Origin of the sequence: Enterobacter sp. IF2SW-B1 (assembly GCF_001743375.1) — a bacterium.
GTDB lineage: Bacteria > Pseudomonadota > Gammaproteobacteria > Enterobacterales > Enterobacteriaceae > Enterobacter > Enterobacter bugandensis.
Genome location: NZ_MJAA01000002.1, coordinates 268,279 through 282,489 on the forward strand (window position 1 = coordinate 268,279; position 14,211 = coordinate 282,489).

13 protein-coding genes are annotated in these 14,211 nt (G+C 58.7%); 10 read left to right on the plus strand and 3 right to left on the minus strand.

Annotated features, from left to right (window positions below; all coding sequences use genetic code 11):
• Together A6013_RS05670 and tolC are read right to left on the minus strand one after the other, a co-directional pair.
• Window positions 1–666, minus strand: coding sequence for a DUF1190 family protein (locus A6013_RS05670; protein ID WP_049000611.1), 666 nt, complete (start codon window positions 664–666; stop codon window positions 1–3).
• A gap of 161 nt (window positions 667–827) precedes the next feature.
• On the minus strand, window positions 828–2,306 hold the full coding sequence (tolC, locus tag A6013_RS05675) for an outer membrane channel protein TolC (RefSeq protein WP_028014444.1): 1,479 nt from the start codon (window positions 2,304–2,306) through the stop codon (window positions 828–830).
• Between the two features lie 204 nt (window positions 2,307–2,510).
• Here tolC and nudF point away from each other — a divergent pair, with 204 nt between their 5' ends.
• Genes nudF through parE form a run of 5 tightly spaced genes read left to right on the plus strand, consistent with a single transcriptional unit; the run spans window position 2,511 to window position 6,919 of the window.
• Window positions 2,511–3,143, plus strand: coding sequence for an ADP-ribose diphosphatase (nudF, locus tag A6013_RS05680; RefSeq protein WP_028014443.1), 633 nt, complete (start codon window positions 2,511–2,513; stop codon window positions 3,141–3,143).
• Window positions 3,140–3,562, plus strand: coding sequence for a DUF1249 family protein (locus A6013_RS05685; protein ID WP_003862516.1), 423 nt, complete (start codon window positions 3,140–3,142; stop codon window positions 3,560–3,562). Before nudF ends, A6013_RS05685 begins: the two co-directional genes overlap by 4 nt.
• 27 nt (window positions 3,563–3,589) lie before the next feature.
• Window positions 3,590–4,417, plus strand: a complete 828-nt coding sequence (gene cpdA, locus A6013_RS05690) for a 3',5'-cyclic-AMP phosphodiesterase (protein WP_028014441.1) — start codon at window positions 3,590–3,592, stop codon at window positions 4,415–4,417.
• Entirely contained in the window at window positions 4,417–4,998 is a 582-nt protein-coding gene (yqiA, locus tag A6013_RS05695) for an esterase YqiA (protein ID WP_041908103.1), read from the plus strand. The genes cpdA and yqiA overlap by 1 nt, the downstream gene beginning before the upstream one ends.
• Window positions 4,999–5,026: 28 nt before the next feature.
• Window positions 5,027–6,919, plus strand: a complete 1,893-nt coding sequence (parE, locus tag A6013_RS05700) for a DNA topoisomerase IV subunit B (protein ID WP_028014439.1) — start codon at window positions 5,027–5,029, stop codon at window positions 6,917–6,919.
• Window positions 6,920–7,002: 83 nt separating this feature from the next.
• Here parE and A6013_RS05705 read toward each other — a convergent pair whose 3' ends face one another.
• Window positions 7,003–9,141 carry a TonB-dependent siderophore receptor gene (locus A6013_RS05705; RefSeq protein WP_069732690.1) on the minus strand — a complete coding sequence of 713 codons (2,139 nt, stop codon included), beginning with the start codon at window positions 9,139–9,141 and terminating at the stop codon, window positions 7,003–7,005.
• Window positions 9,142–9,525: 384 nt separating this feature from the next.
• Here A6013_RS05705 and A6013_RS05710 point away from each other — a divergent pair, with 384 nt between their 5' ends.
• The 5 genes from A6013_RS05710 to A6013_RS05730 are packed head-to-tail and all read left to right on the plus strand — an operon-like array spanning window position 9,526 to window position 14,187.
• On the plus strand, window positions 9,526–10,338 hold the full coding sequence (locus tag A6013_RS05710) for an ABC transporter ATP-binding protein (RefSeq protein ID WP_063438611.1): 813 nt from the start codon (window positions 9,526–9,528) through the stop codon (window positions 10,336–10,338).
• Window positions 10,335–11,318 carry an iron ABC transporter permease gene (locus tag A6013_RS05715; protein WP_069732691.1) on the plus strand — a complete coding sequence of 328 codons (984 nt, stop codon included), beginning with the start codon at window positions 10,335–10,337 and terminating at the stop codon, window positions 11,316–11,318. The genes A6013_RS05710 and A6013_RS05715 overlap by 4 nt, the downstream gene beginning before the upstream one ends.
• Window positions 11,315–12,355: an iron ABC transporter permease gene (locus A6013_RS05720; protein ID WP_069732692.1), complete on the plus strand. Its 1,041-nt coding sequence runs from the start codon at window positions 11,315–11,317 to the stop codon at window positions 12,353–12,355. The genes A6013_RS05715 and A6013_RS05720 overlap by 4 nt, the downstream gene beginning before the upstream one ends.
• 9 nt (window positions 12,356–12,364) lie before the next feature.
• Window positions 12,365–13,315: an iron-siderophore ABC transporter substrate-binding protein gene (locus A6013_RS05725; protein ID WP_048959954.1), complete on the plus strand. Its 951-nt coding sequence runs from the start codon at window positions 12,365–12,367 to the stop codon at window positions 13,313–13,315.
• Window positions 13,312–14,187 carry a MurR/RpiR family transcriptional regulator gene (locus A6013_RS05730; protein WP_028014433.1) on the plus strand — a complete coding sequence of 292 codons (876 nt, stop codon included), beginning with the start codon at window positions 13,312–13,314 and terminating at the stop codon, window positions 14,185–14,187. The genes A6013_RS05725 and A6013_RS05730 overlap by 4 nt, the downstream gene beginning before the upstream one ends.
• The last annotated feature ends 24 nt before the right edge of the window (window positions 14,188–14,211 follow it).

The following is a 14,211-nucleotide window of genomic DNA, read 5'->3' on the forward strand; positions in this document are numbered from 1 at the left end:
TCAGCCGCCCATTGAGCGAGTGGAAGTGCCTGTTGCACTACGCTGCATGCTGGTCTGTTTCGCCACAGACTCACCGAACCCACCGCGGGTGATGGTGCTGGTGGTCGCAGGCTTCGGCGCCATCGCGGTTTTCGGGACGGTCACGGTGCGGCCCGGGGTCGCTGCGCCATAGCCTTTGCCGCTGGCATCGGTATATTGACCATAAGCCGGGCTGGCCGGGTTTTTCGAGCTAAACAGCGGTTGCTGCTGATAGCCCGCACCGCCGCCCATCAGGCGGCCCATCATGTAACCTGCCATTAATGGCATCCAGAAGCTGCCGCTGGACTGCGCCTGCGCCTGATTCTCCGGCGCAGTACCTGCCTGAGCTGGCGTCTGCTGACACTGTCCTTCACCAAATTCCGCCACGCAGTCTTCGCGTGAGGCGTATTTCGGCGCGGTGCGTTCCGCTTCTTTCAGGGCGTTGGTGTAGGCGGTTTTACATTCTGCTGTCTGGCCGGTTGCGGCGGAGCAGTCGTCCGCGTTTTGATACAGCGAAACCGTTTCGTCGTTTTTCTCACAGCCTGCCAGCATAAAGACAGCGGTTACTGCCAGCGCAACAGGGGTGAGATGACGTGCGTTCCAGCTTTTGCGGAACGACGCGTGGTTAATCGTTTTTGTCCGTTTCATGTTTGTCTTCCAGGACCCAGTGGTAATAACGCTCAGGATAGTGGATGAGTGGTTGAAAATGAAGCGAAGAGGGGCGGAATCAGGGGGATCTTTACGTTGGCTTACGTTCGGGTGTGATTCAGCTGCGCCCTCTCCCGGTGAGAGAGGGCGTGATAACACTCTTAGTTACGGAACGGGTTAGAACCGCTGCTTGCAGGTGCAGTGCTACGCGCGGCCGCTGGCTGTGCGGCAGGGGCGCTGCCGTTAGCGTTGAAGTTATCAACGGCGGCAACCTGCTCCGGGTTCTCCGGCGCAACGCTGTCCGGCGAGGTAGAGACCGGTTTGCCCAGCGCGCTGTTCAGCATCTGCAGGTCTTGCTCGTTCAGCGTACCCAGAGCCTGCTTAATGTTCAGCTGGTTAATCAGGTACTGATAACGCGCGCTGGAGAGCTGCTGTTTCGCGTTGTACAGCGTGGTGGTCGCGTCGAGCACGTCAACGATAGTACGTGTACCGACCGAGTAACCCGCTTCCATCGCGTCCAGGGAGCTCTGTGCAGACACAACGGCCTGTTTATAGGCGTTGATACTACTGATAGACGCGTTCACGTTGTTGAAGGACGAACGCACGGTCTGCACCACGTTGCGGTGCGCGCTTTCCAGCTGCTCGCTCGCGCCAACAAAGTTGTACTGCGCCTGCTTCACCTGGGAGTTTACTTGACCGCCCTGGTACAGTGGCAGAGAGAAGCTCAGGCCCACTTTGTTCTGACCCATATTGCTGTCGTCATACTGGGCAGAATTGGTTTTAGAGCCGCTGTAGGTCGTGTCAGAAACGCCGGTGGACGCGCTCAGGCTCAGGGTTGGCAGGTGGCCGTCCTGCGCCTGACGAATTTGCTCGCGGGCCAGGTCCTGGCTCAGACGCGCCTGCAGCAACGTCAGGTTGCGGTTTTCCGCCTCTTTCAGCAGGGCGTTAACGGCCTGCGGCTTATCCGTTTTGAAGCTGTCGACGTTCAGGGAAGCCAGCTCAGGATAGTAATTCCCGGTCACCTGGCGCAGGGATTCCAGCGCGTTGTCGAGGTTATTACGCGCGGTCACTTCGTTAGCCAGCACGGTGTCGTACTGTGAACGGGCGTTCTGCACGTCGGTGATCGCCACCAGACCCACGTTGAAGCGCTGGGTGGTTTGATCCAACTGGCGGTAGATCGCCTGTTTCTGCGCTTCGGTGTAGGAGAGCGCGTCAATGGCGCTCAGCACGTTGAAGTACGCGGTGGCAGTATTCAGGATCAGCGTTTGCTGGTCGGTCTGATAGGTCACATCCTGGATGCCCGCGCTCTTTTCCTGCAGGGTCAGGGCGCGCCATTTGGACATATCAAACAGCGTCTGTGTTAATTGCAGTGAGGCGCTGGTAGCATTGGAGTTAACGCCGTTAGCGTCGCGGAAACCGTTGCTGTAGGTATAATCTGCACCTAAACCTAACTGCGGCAGCAGCGGGCTACGCGCTTCGTTAATCTTTTCAAACGCAGCATCACGATCGGCCGCTGATTTACGTAAATCAGGGTTGCCCAGACGTGCCTGCTGGTAGACCTGTAACAGGTTTTCCGCCTGGCTCATTGCACTGAAGCCCGTCAGGCTCAGGCCGATAAGGATGGGGAGCAATTTCTTCATTTGCATTCCTTGTTGTGAAGCAGTATTAGCGCTGATCTAATTAAAAAATAATTGCCGATTCTAACAGAATCATCCACACCAAAAGGTTGGCGTTACGTGCCATCTGGCGGTAATTTGCACCAATCTACCATATAGCCTTACAAACGGCAGCCAAACAGCCTTGAAATTCATAATTTCATCACCATTGCTACCAGGACTCGACTCATGCAAAAACCAGAAAAGTTGCCCGTGACATTCGCCAAAAACGATGTAGAAATTATTGCACGAGAAACGCTTTATAGCGGTTTTTTTTCGATGGATCTTTACCGTTTCAGGCATCGCCTGTTCAACGGTGAAATGAGCGGCGAAATCAGACGTGAAATTTTTGAGCGCGGGCATGCGGCTGTCTTGCTACCCTTTGACCCAGTGCGTGACGAAGTCGTGCTGGTGGAGCAGATCCGCATTGCCGCGTATGACACCAGTGAAAGCCCGTGGCTGCTGGAGATGGTGGCAGGGATGATCGAAGAGGGCGAGTCGGTTGAAGACGTCGCCCGTCGCGAGGCGCTGGAAGAGGCCGGGCTGGTGGTAGGCCGCACAAAACCGGTGTTGAGCTATCTGGCGAGTCCGGGTGGCACCAGCGAACGCTTATCCATTATGGTGGGCGAAGTGGACGCCACGACCGCAGAAGGTATTCACGGTCTGGCTGATGAAAACGAAGATATTCGGGTTCATGTGGTGAGCCGGGAACAGGCTTATCAGTGGGTAGAAGAGGGGAAAATCGACAACGCAGCGTCTGTCATCGCCCTGCAATGGCTGCAGCTGCATTATCAGACATTACGAAACGAGTGGAAAAAATGAAGCGCTATACGCCTGACTTCCCAGAAATGATGCGCCTGTGCGAAACCAATTTCGCACAGCTGCGCCGCCTGCTGCCGAGAAACGACGCACCCGGCGAAACGGTAAGCTATCAGGTGAGCAACGCGCAGTATCGGTTAACGATAACAGAATCAACGCGCTACACTACGCTGGTGGAAATAGAACAAACAGCGCCCAGCATCAGCTACTGGAGCCTGCCGTCAATGACGGTGCGTCTCTATCATGACGCGATGGTCGCTGAAGTGTGTTCAAGTCAGCAGATCTTTCGCTTCAAGGCGCGGTATGATTATCCGAATAAAAAGTTGCATCAACGCGACGAAAAGCATCAAATTAACCAGTTTTTAGCCGACTGGCTAAGATATTGTTTAGCACATGGAGCAATGGCGATTCCGGTTTGTTAGCGTCATAAACCTACCTAAGGACACCATTTGGAAAGCCTGTTGAACCTGACTGTTGCTGGTGGGGCGCCAGTCAGGATATTACAAATCACCGATACCCACCTTTTTGCCGAAAAGCATGAAACTTTGCTGGGGGTTAATACTTGGGAGAGTTATCAGGCGGTACTGAGCGCCATTCACGCTGAACATCGCGACTGCGACCTGATTGTCGCAACGGGCGATCTGGCGCAGGACCAGTCCTCCGCGGCCTACCAGCATTTTGCTGAAGGCATCGCGAGCTTTAGCGTGCCTTGCGTCTGGCTGCCCGGAAACCACGATTTCCAGCCCGCAATGTACAGCTCCCTTCAGGATGCGGGGATTTCTCCGGCGAAGTGCGTATTTGCGGGTGAACAGTGGCAGATCCTGCTGCTGGACAGCCAGGTATTTGGCGTCCCGCACGGTGAATTAAGCGAGTTTCAACTCGACTGGCTGGAGACCAAACTGGCTGCCGAACCTGAACGTCATACGCTGCTGTTGCTCCATCATCATCCGCTGCCGGCGGGCTGCAGCTGGCTGGATCAGCACAGCCTGCGTAACTCCGCGGCGCTGGATAGCGTGCTGGCGAAATACCCGCGCGTGAAACACCTGCTGTGCGGACACATCCATCAGGAACAGGATCTCGACTGGAACGGACGTCGCATGCTGGCGACGCCGTCAACCTGTGTGCAGTTTAAGCCGCACTGCGCCAACTTTACGCTGGATACCATCGCGCCAGGTTGGCGCTGGCTGGAACTGCATGCCGACGGCACGCTGACCACGGAAGTCTGCCGTCTGGCAGGCGCAGAGTTCCGCCCGGATACCGCTTCAGAAGGCTACTGATGTCTACGCTCCTTTATCTGCACGGATTCAACAGCTCGCCGCGCTCCGCAAAAGCGACGCAGTTTCGCCAGTGGCTGAGCGAGCATCACCCCCACGTTGAGATGATTATCCCGCAGCTGCCGCCGTACCCGGCGGAGGCGGCGGAAATGCTCGAATCGATCGTGCTTGAACACGGCGGTGAATCCTTTGGCGTAGTCGGCTCATCGCTGGGCGGGTACTATGCCACCTGGCTCTCACAATGCTTTATGCTGCCCGCCGTTGTGGTTAATCCGGCGGTACGGCCATTTGAGCTGCTGAGGGACTTTCTTGGCGAAAACGAGAACCCCTACACCGGGCAGCAATATGTGCTAGAGTCACGCCATATTTACGATCTCAAAGTTATGCAGGTCGACCCGCTTGAAGCGCCGGATCTCATCTGGCTGCTGCAGCAGACGGGTGATGAAGTGCTGGATTACCGCCAGGCAGTGGCGTATTACGCCTCCTGCCGCCAGACTATAGAAGAGGGCGGAAACCATGCTTTCACGGGCTTTGAGGATCATTTCACCCAGATTGTCGATTTTCTTGGACTGCACAGCCACTGACAATCAATGCGAATTGCTAGTTTAAATCATGACGCAAACCTATAACGCTGATGCCATTGAGGTACTCACCGGGCTTGAGCCGGTTCGCCGCCGCCCGGGGATGTATACCGATACGACGCGCCCGAACCATCTGGGCCAGGAAGTTATTGATAACAGTGTGGACGAAGCGCTGGCGGGCCATGCCAAACGCGTTGACGTCATCCTGCACGCCGATCAGTCGCTGGAGGTCATCGACGACGGTCGCGGCATGCCGGTGGACATCCACCCGGAAGAGGGCGTGCCTGCCGTTGAGCTGATTCTCTGCCGACTGCACGCGGGCGGTAAGTTCTCCAACAAGAACTATCAGTTCTCCGGTGGTCTGCACGGCGTGGGGATTTCCGTGGTGAACGCCCTGTCCAAACGCGTGGAAGTGAACGTCCGTCGCGACGGTCAGGTCTACAACATCGCGTTTGAAAACGGCGAGAAGGTGCAGGATCTGCAGGTTGTCGGCACGTGCGCTAAACGCAACACCGGCACGAGCGTCCACTTCTGGCCTGACGAAAGCTTCTTCGACAGCCCGCGTTTTTCCGTTTCTCGCCTGACGCATCTGCTGAAAGCCAAAGCGGTACTGTGCCCGGGCGTGGAAATTACCTTTAAAGATCACGTCAACAACACCGAGCAGACCTGGTGCTATGCCGATGGCCTGAACGACTACCTGTGCGAAGCGGTAAACGGCCTGCCGACGCTGCCGGAAAAACCGTTTGTCGGTAACTTTAGCGGTGATACCGAAGCGGTGGACTGGGCGTTGCTGTGGCTGCCGGAAGGCGGCGAGCTGCTGACCGAAAGCTACGTCAACCTGATCCCAACCATGCTCGGCGGTACCCACGTCAACGGCCTGCGTCAGGGACTGCTGGACGCGATGCGTGAGTTCTGCGAATACCGCAACATTCTGCCGCGCGGCGTGAAGCTCTCGGCGGAAGATATCTGGGACCGCTGCGCCTACGTGCTCTCCGTGAAGATGCAGGATCCGCAGTTTGCCGGTCAGACCAAAGAACGTCTGTCATCGCGCCAGTGCGCGGCGTTCGTCTCCGGCGTGGTGAAAGATGCGTTTACCCTGTGGCTGAACCAGAACGTTCAGGCGGCTGAGATGCTGGCTGAAATGGCGATCTCCAGCGCCCAGCGTCGTCTGCGTGCCGCGAAGAAAGTGGTGCGTAAAAAGCTGACCAGCGGCCCTGCGCTGCCGGGCAAGCTGGCGGACTGCACCGCGCAGGATCTCAACCGCACCGAGCTGTTCCTCGTGGAAGGGGATTCGGCGGGTGGGTCGGCCAAACAGGCGCGCGATCGTGAATATCAGGCGATCATGCCACTCAAGGGTAAGATCCTGAACACCTGGGAAGTCTCTTCAGACGAAGTGCTGGCCTCGCAGGAAGTGCACGACATCTCCGTTGCGATCGGCATCGATCCGGACAGCGAGGATCTGAGCCAGCTGCGCTACGGCAAGATCTGTATTCTCGCGGATGCGGACTCCGATGGTCTGCACATCGCCACGCTGCTGTGCGCGCTGTTTGTGAAGCACTTCCGCACGCTGGTGAAAAACGGTCACGTCCACGTGGCGCTGCCGCCGCTCTACCGTATCGACCTCGGCAAAGAGGTTTACTACGCGCTGACGGAAGAAGAGAAGGCGGGCGTGCTGGAGCAGCTTAAGCGTAAGAAGGGCAAACCAAATGTGCAGCGCTTTAAAGGGCTGGGCGAAATGAACCCGATGCAGCTGCGCGAAACGACGCTGGATCCGAACACGCGCCGCCTGGTGCAGCTGACGATCAGCGACGAAGACGAACAGCAAACCAACGCCGTGATGGATATGCTCCTCGCCAAGAAACGTTCGGAAGACCGACGTAACTGGCTGCAGGAGAAAGGGGATATGGCGGATATTGAGGCCTGATGCCCTCACCCTAACCCTCTCCCACAGGGAGAGGGAATGGATCGTAGGCCCGGTAAGCATTAGCGCCACCGGGCTTTTTTACATCAAAACTCCATCTTGACCGTAAACTGCACTTCGCGCGGGTCGCCAATCTGGTTGCCCAGGTTGTTGGTCGCAATCGACGACGTGTAGTAGGTCTTATCAAACAGGTTCTTCACGTTCACCTGCAGCGTCACCGGATACTGCAGCTTCATCTTATACGCCGCAAACGCATCCGCCACGAAATAGCCCGGCAGATAATAATCCGCGCCGTTGGTCGCCGAGCGGCGGCTTACGCCGTGCCCGCCGCCGCCGAGCGTCAGGGTATTCCCGGCAAACGCATTATGAATATCGTACGTCAGGAAGAGTGAGCCGGTGTGGCGCGGCACGTTCGGCAGCGGTTTGCCCGCGTAGTCCGGGTCTTCAAGCACCTTCGCGTCGGTATAGCCGTAGCTGGCGATAATATTGGTGTTCTCGGTCAGTGACCCGGCAAGATCCACCTCCACACCCTGGGAGCGCACGCGGCCCGCGGTTTTGGCGATGGTTTCGCCCCCAATGCTTTCGGTATACAGCACGTTGCGCTTGTGAATATCAAACAGCGCGATATTGGCGGTAATGCCGTCGAACAGATCGAACTTTGCCCCTACTTCGTACGCGTTTGAGGTTTCCGGCGGCAGGTCGCCAATGTAGCTCGCAATGGACGACTGCGGCATAAACGTCTGCGAATAGTTGGCAAACAGCGAGACTGCTGGCGTCAGTTTGTAAACCAGCCCCAGCTTCGGCGTCCACTGCTCGTCGCGGCTATCGGTATTGACGTTAAACGGACGACCTTTGCCCGCGTACTGGGTGTAATACTGGTAGCGCAGCCCGGCGACGGCGATCCATTTATCCGTCAGGTACAGGGCATCCTGGGCGTAGGCCGAGTAGCTCTCCTGCTTGAGCGTCTGGTCGCTGTCAGCGGCGGAGACGGTTGTACACTCGTCGAGTTTGCCGTAAACCGGATTATAGATATTGAAACCTTTAACGTTCTTACAGCGCATCATGTCCGTGCGCAGCAGATCGTAATTTTCATACGACACGCCGGTGAGGATCTCATTATAAAAGCCCGCGATATCCACGTTGCCCTGCAGATCCGCACGGGTGCTGTGCATGCGCTGGGTCGAGCCCTGGGTTGCATCCACCCGGCGGGTCAGGGTGCCGGTTTTTGAATCGTAGGCCATGACGCGGGCCTGGTTGTCACTGTATTTATCCTGGCTGTAGCTGTAGTCGAACTTCGCGGTCCACTGGCTGTTGAGGCGGTATTCCGCGTTAAGCTGAGCGAGATCGGACTGCCCGTCGGTCACGTTGAAGGGCTCGTCAAAGCGGGTTTTGCGATCGACGTCGACGGCCTTTTTAGTGTTGAGATCGAAGATCGTTCCGCGATCGAACGGCGTCTTATAGTCGCGATGCGAATAGAGCACGGTCACGGTGGCATCGTCGCCGAACCAGGTGAGCGACGGGGCGATAAAGGTGCTGCGTTCGTTGCCAAAATTACGCCAGTAATCCTCGTCCTGATACTCGCCCGTGAGGCGATACGCCAGGCGCGTGCCCTCAATCGGACCGGTGACATCGACCTGTCCGGTGCCGCCGCCAAAGCTGGAAGAGGTGGCAGAAATCGAGCCACCGAAGATTTTCTCCGGGCGCTTCGTGACGACGTTAATCAGGCCGCCCGGATCGAGAATGCCGTACAGCGTTGAGGCCGGGCCTTTCAGCACCTCCACGCGTTCGGTTGCGGCGTTAAAGCTGCGCGGCAGCACGGTGCGCAGGCCGTTGGTCATGATGGAGCCGTCGCGGTTTGCGCCAAACCCGCGGCGTACGAAGGCATCCTGCGTACCGCCCAGAGTGTTGGTCTGCACCACGTTGCTGACGTTATAGAGCGCTTCATCGAGCGTGGTGGCGTGCTGATCCGCCAGCACCTTATCGCTGACGGTATTCACCACCTGCGGGATATCCAGCATCGGCATGTTGGTCAGCGTGGCGGTGGAGGTATTCAGCGGCTGGTAGCCGTTGGTGGCATCCGCCGTAGCATTTGGATCGGCGGTGACGGTAAGCGTTTCGCCGTCTTTAGCCGTGGTGTCTGCTGCCTGCGACAGCGGCGCCATAAACAGCAGTGAAAAGAGCGCGCGCCCTTTTATCCCAGAGAGTGAAGGTGTGAACGTAGCCATTACAACTATTATCCCAAAATATCCGTGAAGCACCTTCACGGAAGAACCTGTGAGTCATTGCCCTTTATGGTCTGCCCGTTAGCCAGAACTGGCATCGAACATGTAATTGAGAATCATTCAATCATGCGGAAATGTAGTAGTAAATGAAAAAAGATAAAAATCGGCTACATCTCTGAAACGTAACGGAAAAGCACAGAGGTAATCAATTAATCAATTGAAAATTAAGTCTTTATTGTTTTACCGACCAGTGTAGTAGCACACCTTTACCCCTGGTTTTTTCAGGGTGTTTCTTCCCTTGACTACTACATGGCGCGGCCTCAAACTATCAAAAGAGAATGATTTTTATTTATATTTGTTTCCCTTTTTTATTACGTTGGCATGCACGTGGCTCACAACACGACAAAACCGGGTCTGGTTCTGGAGAATCTTTCTGCCGGTTATCAGAAAAAAATCATCGTTGATGATATTTCCCTTGCGATCCCCCAGCAGAAAATCACCGTTCTGGTGGGGGCGAACGGCTGCGGAAAATCCACGCTGCTGAGTACCATCGCACGTTTGCTTCAGCCGCTTGGCGGCGCGGCGGTTCTCGACGGCAAGGCGATCCACGCGCAGCCGACGAAAGCCGTCGCCCGCCAGCTTGGCATCCTGCCGCAGTCTCCGCTGCTGCCGGAAGGGTTAACCGTCTTTGAGCTGGTCTCGCGCGGGCGTTTTCCCTGGCAGAACGTTATGCGCCAGTGGAGCGACGAGGACGAGCAGGCGGTGGAGGAGGCCCTGCGCCTGACCGGCACGGCCGAGTTTGCCCACATGCCCGTCGAAAGCCTGTCCGGCGGCCAGCGTCAGCGCTGCTGGATCGCCATGGCGCTGGCGCAGCAAACGCCCTATATCCTGCTGGATGAACCCACCACGTTCCTCGATCTCCGCTACCAGGTGGAGATCCTCGAACTGCTGCATACGCTGACGCGCGAGCACGGACGTACCGTGGTGGTGGTGCTGCACGATCTCAACTTCGCCGTGAGCTACGGCGATTCGCTGGTCTTTTTACGCCAGGGAAAAGTCGAGGGCGTACTGCATGAAGGGGACGCCTGCACGCCGGAGCTGATTAAAGCGGTGTTTGATGTCGACGTGCATATGTCCATCAATCCGCTGACCGGTAAACCGTTCTTTATGCCGTTTCGCCAGGTCGCAAAACAATCATGATGCGCACCTCTCTGGCTTTCCTGATGTTCGCCCTGCTGCTTGCAACGGGTGCGATTGCCCATCTGGGGATCGGCGCCCGCTTTATCGCCCCGCAAACGGTGGTGGAGGCCATCCTCCACTTCGATCCGCGCAATTTCGACCATAACATCATCATCAAGCTCAGACTGCTGCGCCTCTGCGCCGCGATGGTGACGGGGGCCGCGCTCGGCGTGGCGGGCGTGCTGCTGCAATCCACGATCCGCAACCCGCTCGGCGAACCGCATATTCTGGGGCTCAACGCCGGGGCGGCGCTGGCTGTGGTGCTGACGAGCGCGCTGGGGATGACGCTGCCGTTTGGGCGCCCGCTGATTGCCGCCGCCGGAGCCGCGGCGCTGTTTCTGCTGGTGCTCACGTTCTCCTCGTCCGGACGCACCGGGCTTACGCCGATGAAGGTCACGCTGTGCGGCGTGGCGTTGTCGGCGTTTGCCTCGTCGATAACCGCCACGGTGCTCATCCTCGATGAACAGACGCTGCTCGCCATGCGCACCTGGCTGGCGGGGGATTTAGCGGGGGTCAGCGGTGAAACGATTGCCGCTGCCCTGTGGGTGGCTGGCGTGGGCTTTGCGCTGGCGCTCTGGCTGTCGCCCTCGCTCAACATGCTGGCGCTGGGCGACAGAATGGCGCAGGGGCTTGGCGTATCGCTGCTGAAAACGCGGCTGCTTGCCCTGATGGCCATCGCGCTGCTCTGCGGTGCGGCGGTCTCCCTCGCCGGGCCGATCGGCTTTATCGGCCTCGTGGTGCCTCAGCTCGTTCGCCGTCTGGTGTCGGTCGATCTGCGCGTGATGGTGCCGCTGTCCGCCCTGTGCGGGGCGCTGGTTCTGCTGCTGGCGGATATCGCTGCCCGCACGCTGTTTTCGCCCTGGGAGCTGGCAACCGGCATCATGACCGCGCTGGTTGGCGCCCCGGTCTTTATCTTCATGGCCTCGAGGATGTTTAAATGAACCGCGCCGGACTGCGTGCGCTACGCGTTGGCACCTTCTCGGCGCTGGTCCGCCCAAAGGCGCTGGTATGTCTGGTCATCCTGACGCTGGCCGCCTGCCTGCTGACGGGGTTTGGCCTGACGCACGGCTCTCTGCCCATCCCTACTTCCGCCATCGGGCGCGCGCTGTTTTATCCAGAAAGCCTGACGTCAGAGACGCGCTACATCGTGATGGATATCCGCCTGCCGCGCCTGCTGATGGCGGCGCTGTGCGGTGGGATGCTCGGCATGGCGGGGGCGGCAATGCAGTCCATTACCCGCAATGGCCTGGCCGATCCGGGGCTTATCGGGGTGAAAGAGGGCTGTAGCGCGGCGGTACTGCTGCTGATATTTCAGTTCCCGGCGCTGGGCCTGGCCTGGCGGCCGCTGGTTGGCATGGCCGGGGGGCTGCTCACCGCGCTGCTGGTGGTGGCCCTGGCGCGCGATATCTCACGTCCGCGATTCATCCTGATCGGCATCGGCGTGTCGTGGGTCTTTGCCGCCGCAATGGGCGTTTTTATGACTACGGCGGACGTGCGCGACGTGCAGACGGCGATGCTGTGGCTGGCGGGCAGCCTCCACGCGGCAAACTGGACGCTGGTCTGCATTGCCGCTGCCTGGGCGCTTCCGGCGTTTGCGCTGATGCTGTTTACCGCCCGCGCTGCGGACGTGGCGCTGCTTGGTAACTACACCGCAGCGGGCCTTGGCGTGCGCACAAACCGGCTGGCGCTTCTAAGGGTACTCGCCCCGGTAGTGCTGACGGCGGCCTGCGTCTCCTGCGTGGGCAGCATTGGTTTTGTCGGGCTGATTGCGCCGCACATGGCGCGCCTGCTGCTCCGCGGCGGGCAAACGGCGCTCCTGACGGGTAGCGCCGTGCTGGGGGCGCTGCTGGTGCTACTGGCGGATAACGTCGGGCGGCTGGCATTCCTCCCGCTGCAGCTGCCGGCGGGAATTGTGATTTCACTGATTGGCGGACCGTTTTTCCTGCTGCTGCTCTGGCAGCGTCGGGACAGATTTTAGGGGATTAACATGCGCATACTGTTTTCATTGCTGTTGCTGGTGGGGTTTGCGGCGAGCGCGACCGAGCCGACGCAGACGTTTACTGACGATCTGAACCGTAAGGTGGTGGTGCCGGTGCATCCGAAACGGATCGTCTCGCTACACGACCTGGACATTACTATTCCGCTGATTGAACTTGGCGTACCGCCGGTGGCGAGCCATGGCCGCACCCGGCCGGACGGCAGCCATTTTCTGCGCTCCAGCGGCATGTTGACCGGCGTCGACTTCGATAATTCCGACATCAAGTTTATCGGCACTGCGGATATCGACATTGAAGCCATCGCCGCCGCAAAGCCTGACCTGATCATTACCGAGCCGACGCGAAATACCCCGGTGGAACAGCTGGAGAAAATTGCCCCGACGGTGAGTATCGATCATCTCGACGGCGGCGCGCCGGAGATCTACCGCAAGCTGGCGCAGCTGACGGGCACGCAGGCGCGGCTCAAGGTTCTGGAGCGGCGCTATCAGGAGCAAATTAAGGCGCTGAAAGCGACTATTGATACCCGCAAAGTGAGCGTGTCGGTGATTCAGGCCAATCAGGGGAAAATCAACGCCATGCACAGCTATCACTCGCTGGGCCGCGTGCTGCGTGATGCCGGGTTCACCTTCCCGCCGCTGATTGAGTCTATCCCGGAAGGGGGACGCATTGACGTCAGCGCCGAGCGGCTGCCGGAGCTGGATGCGGATTTCGTTTTCGCCACCTGGCGCGGGGATACGGGCGGCAAACCGCAGGATGAGCTGGCGGCGATGGATGCGGTGATGCCGGGCTGGTGTCAGTTCCTGAATGCCTGTCGGACCGGACATTACGTGCTGATCTCGCGTGAAGAGGCCATCTCGAACTCGTTCGCCTCGTTAGGGCTGATGGCCGCGCAGGTCCAGTCGCAGATTGCCGGACGTCCGCTGCCGGAGGCGTCACGATGAGCCGTAAAGTTGATCTCTTCGGCGACCGCCTCCGCTCCCGGTCGCACCAGCTCACGCCGCGCCTGCTGCAGGTGGCGCGCTATATCAATGAAAATCGTGAAGCGGTGATGGAGCAGACGGCAATGGAGATCGCGACGCTGCTGAAAACGTCGGACGCTACCGTCGTTCGCGCCATCCAGGCGCTGGGTTTCGCCGGGCTGCGCGATCTCAAGCAGACGCTGGAGCAGTGGTTTGGCCCGGTCGTGACCTCCAGCGAAAAGATCTCCACCACGGTGAATACGCTGACCAGCGACGTCAATGCGAGCATTGATTTCGTGCTGGAGGGGCATCAGCATACGTGTGAAGTGTTGTCTGAACCCCACAACCGCTTCGCGATGGCGCAGGCGGTCTCGCTGCTGGCGCAGGCGAGGCAGGTTGCCATATTTGGGATTGGCGCATCCGGGATTTTGGCCGACTACACCGCCAGGCTGTTCAGCCGGATGGGGCTACCCGCCACGCCGCTTAACCGCACCGGAATAGGGCTGGCCGAGCAGCTGATAGGTCTCCAGCGCGGGGATGTGCTGATCATGATGGCGCAAAAATCCGCGCATCGGGAAGGACAGACCACGCTGCGCGAAGCGAAACGGCTGGGGATCCCCACCATTTTGCTCACCAATGCCACCGACTCCCGATTCAGCAAAGAGGCCAGCGTGGTGATCCACGTACCGCGCGGCGGCGAGAAGGGCAAAATCCCGCTCCACGGCACGGTGCTGCTGTGCCTGGAGATGATTGTGTTATCCGTCGCCTCCACCGAGCCGCAGCGCACCATCAAGTCGATGAAGCGCATCAACGAGCTTCACCGTGGGCTAAAGCCGGGCAAGAAAAGCAGTTGATTGTCTCCCTCTCCTTTGAAGGAG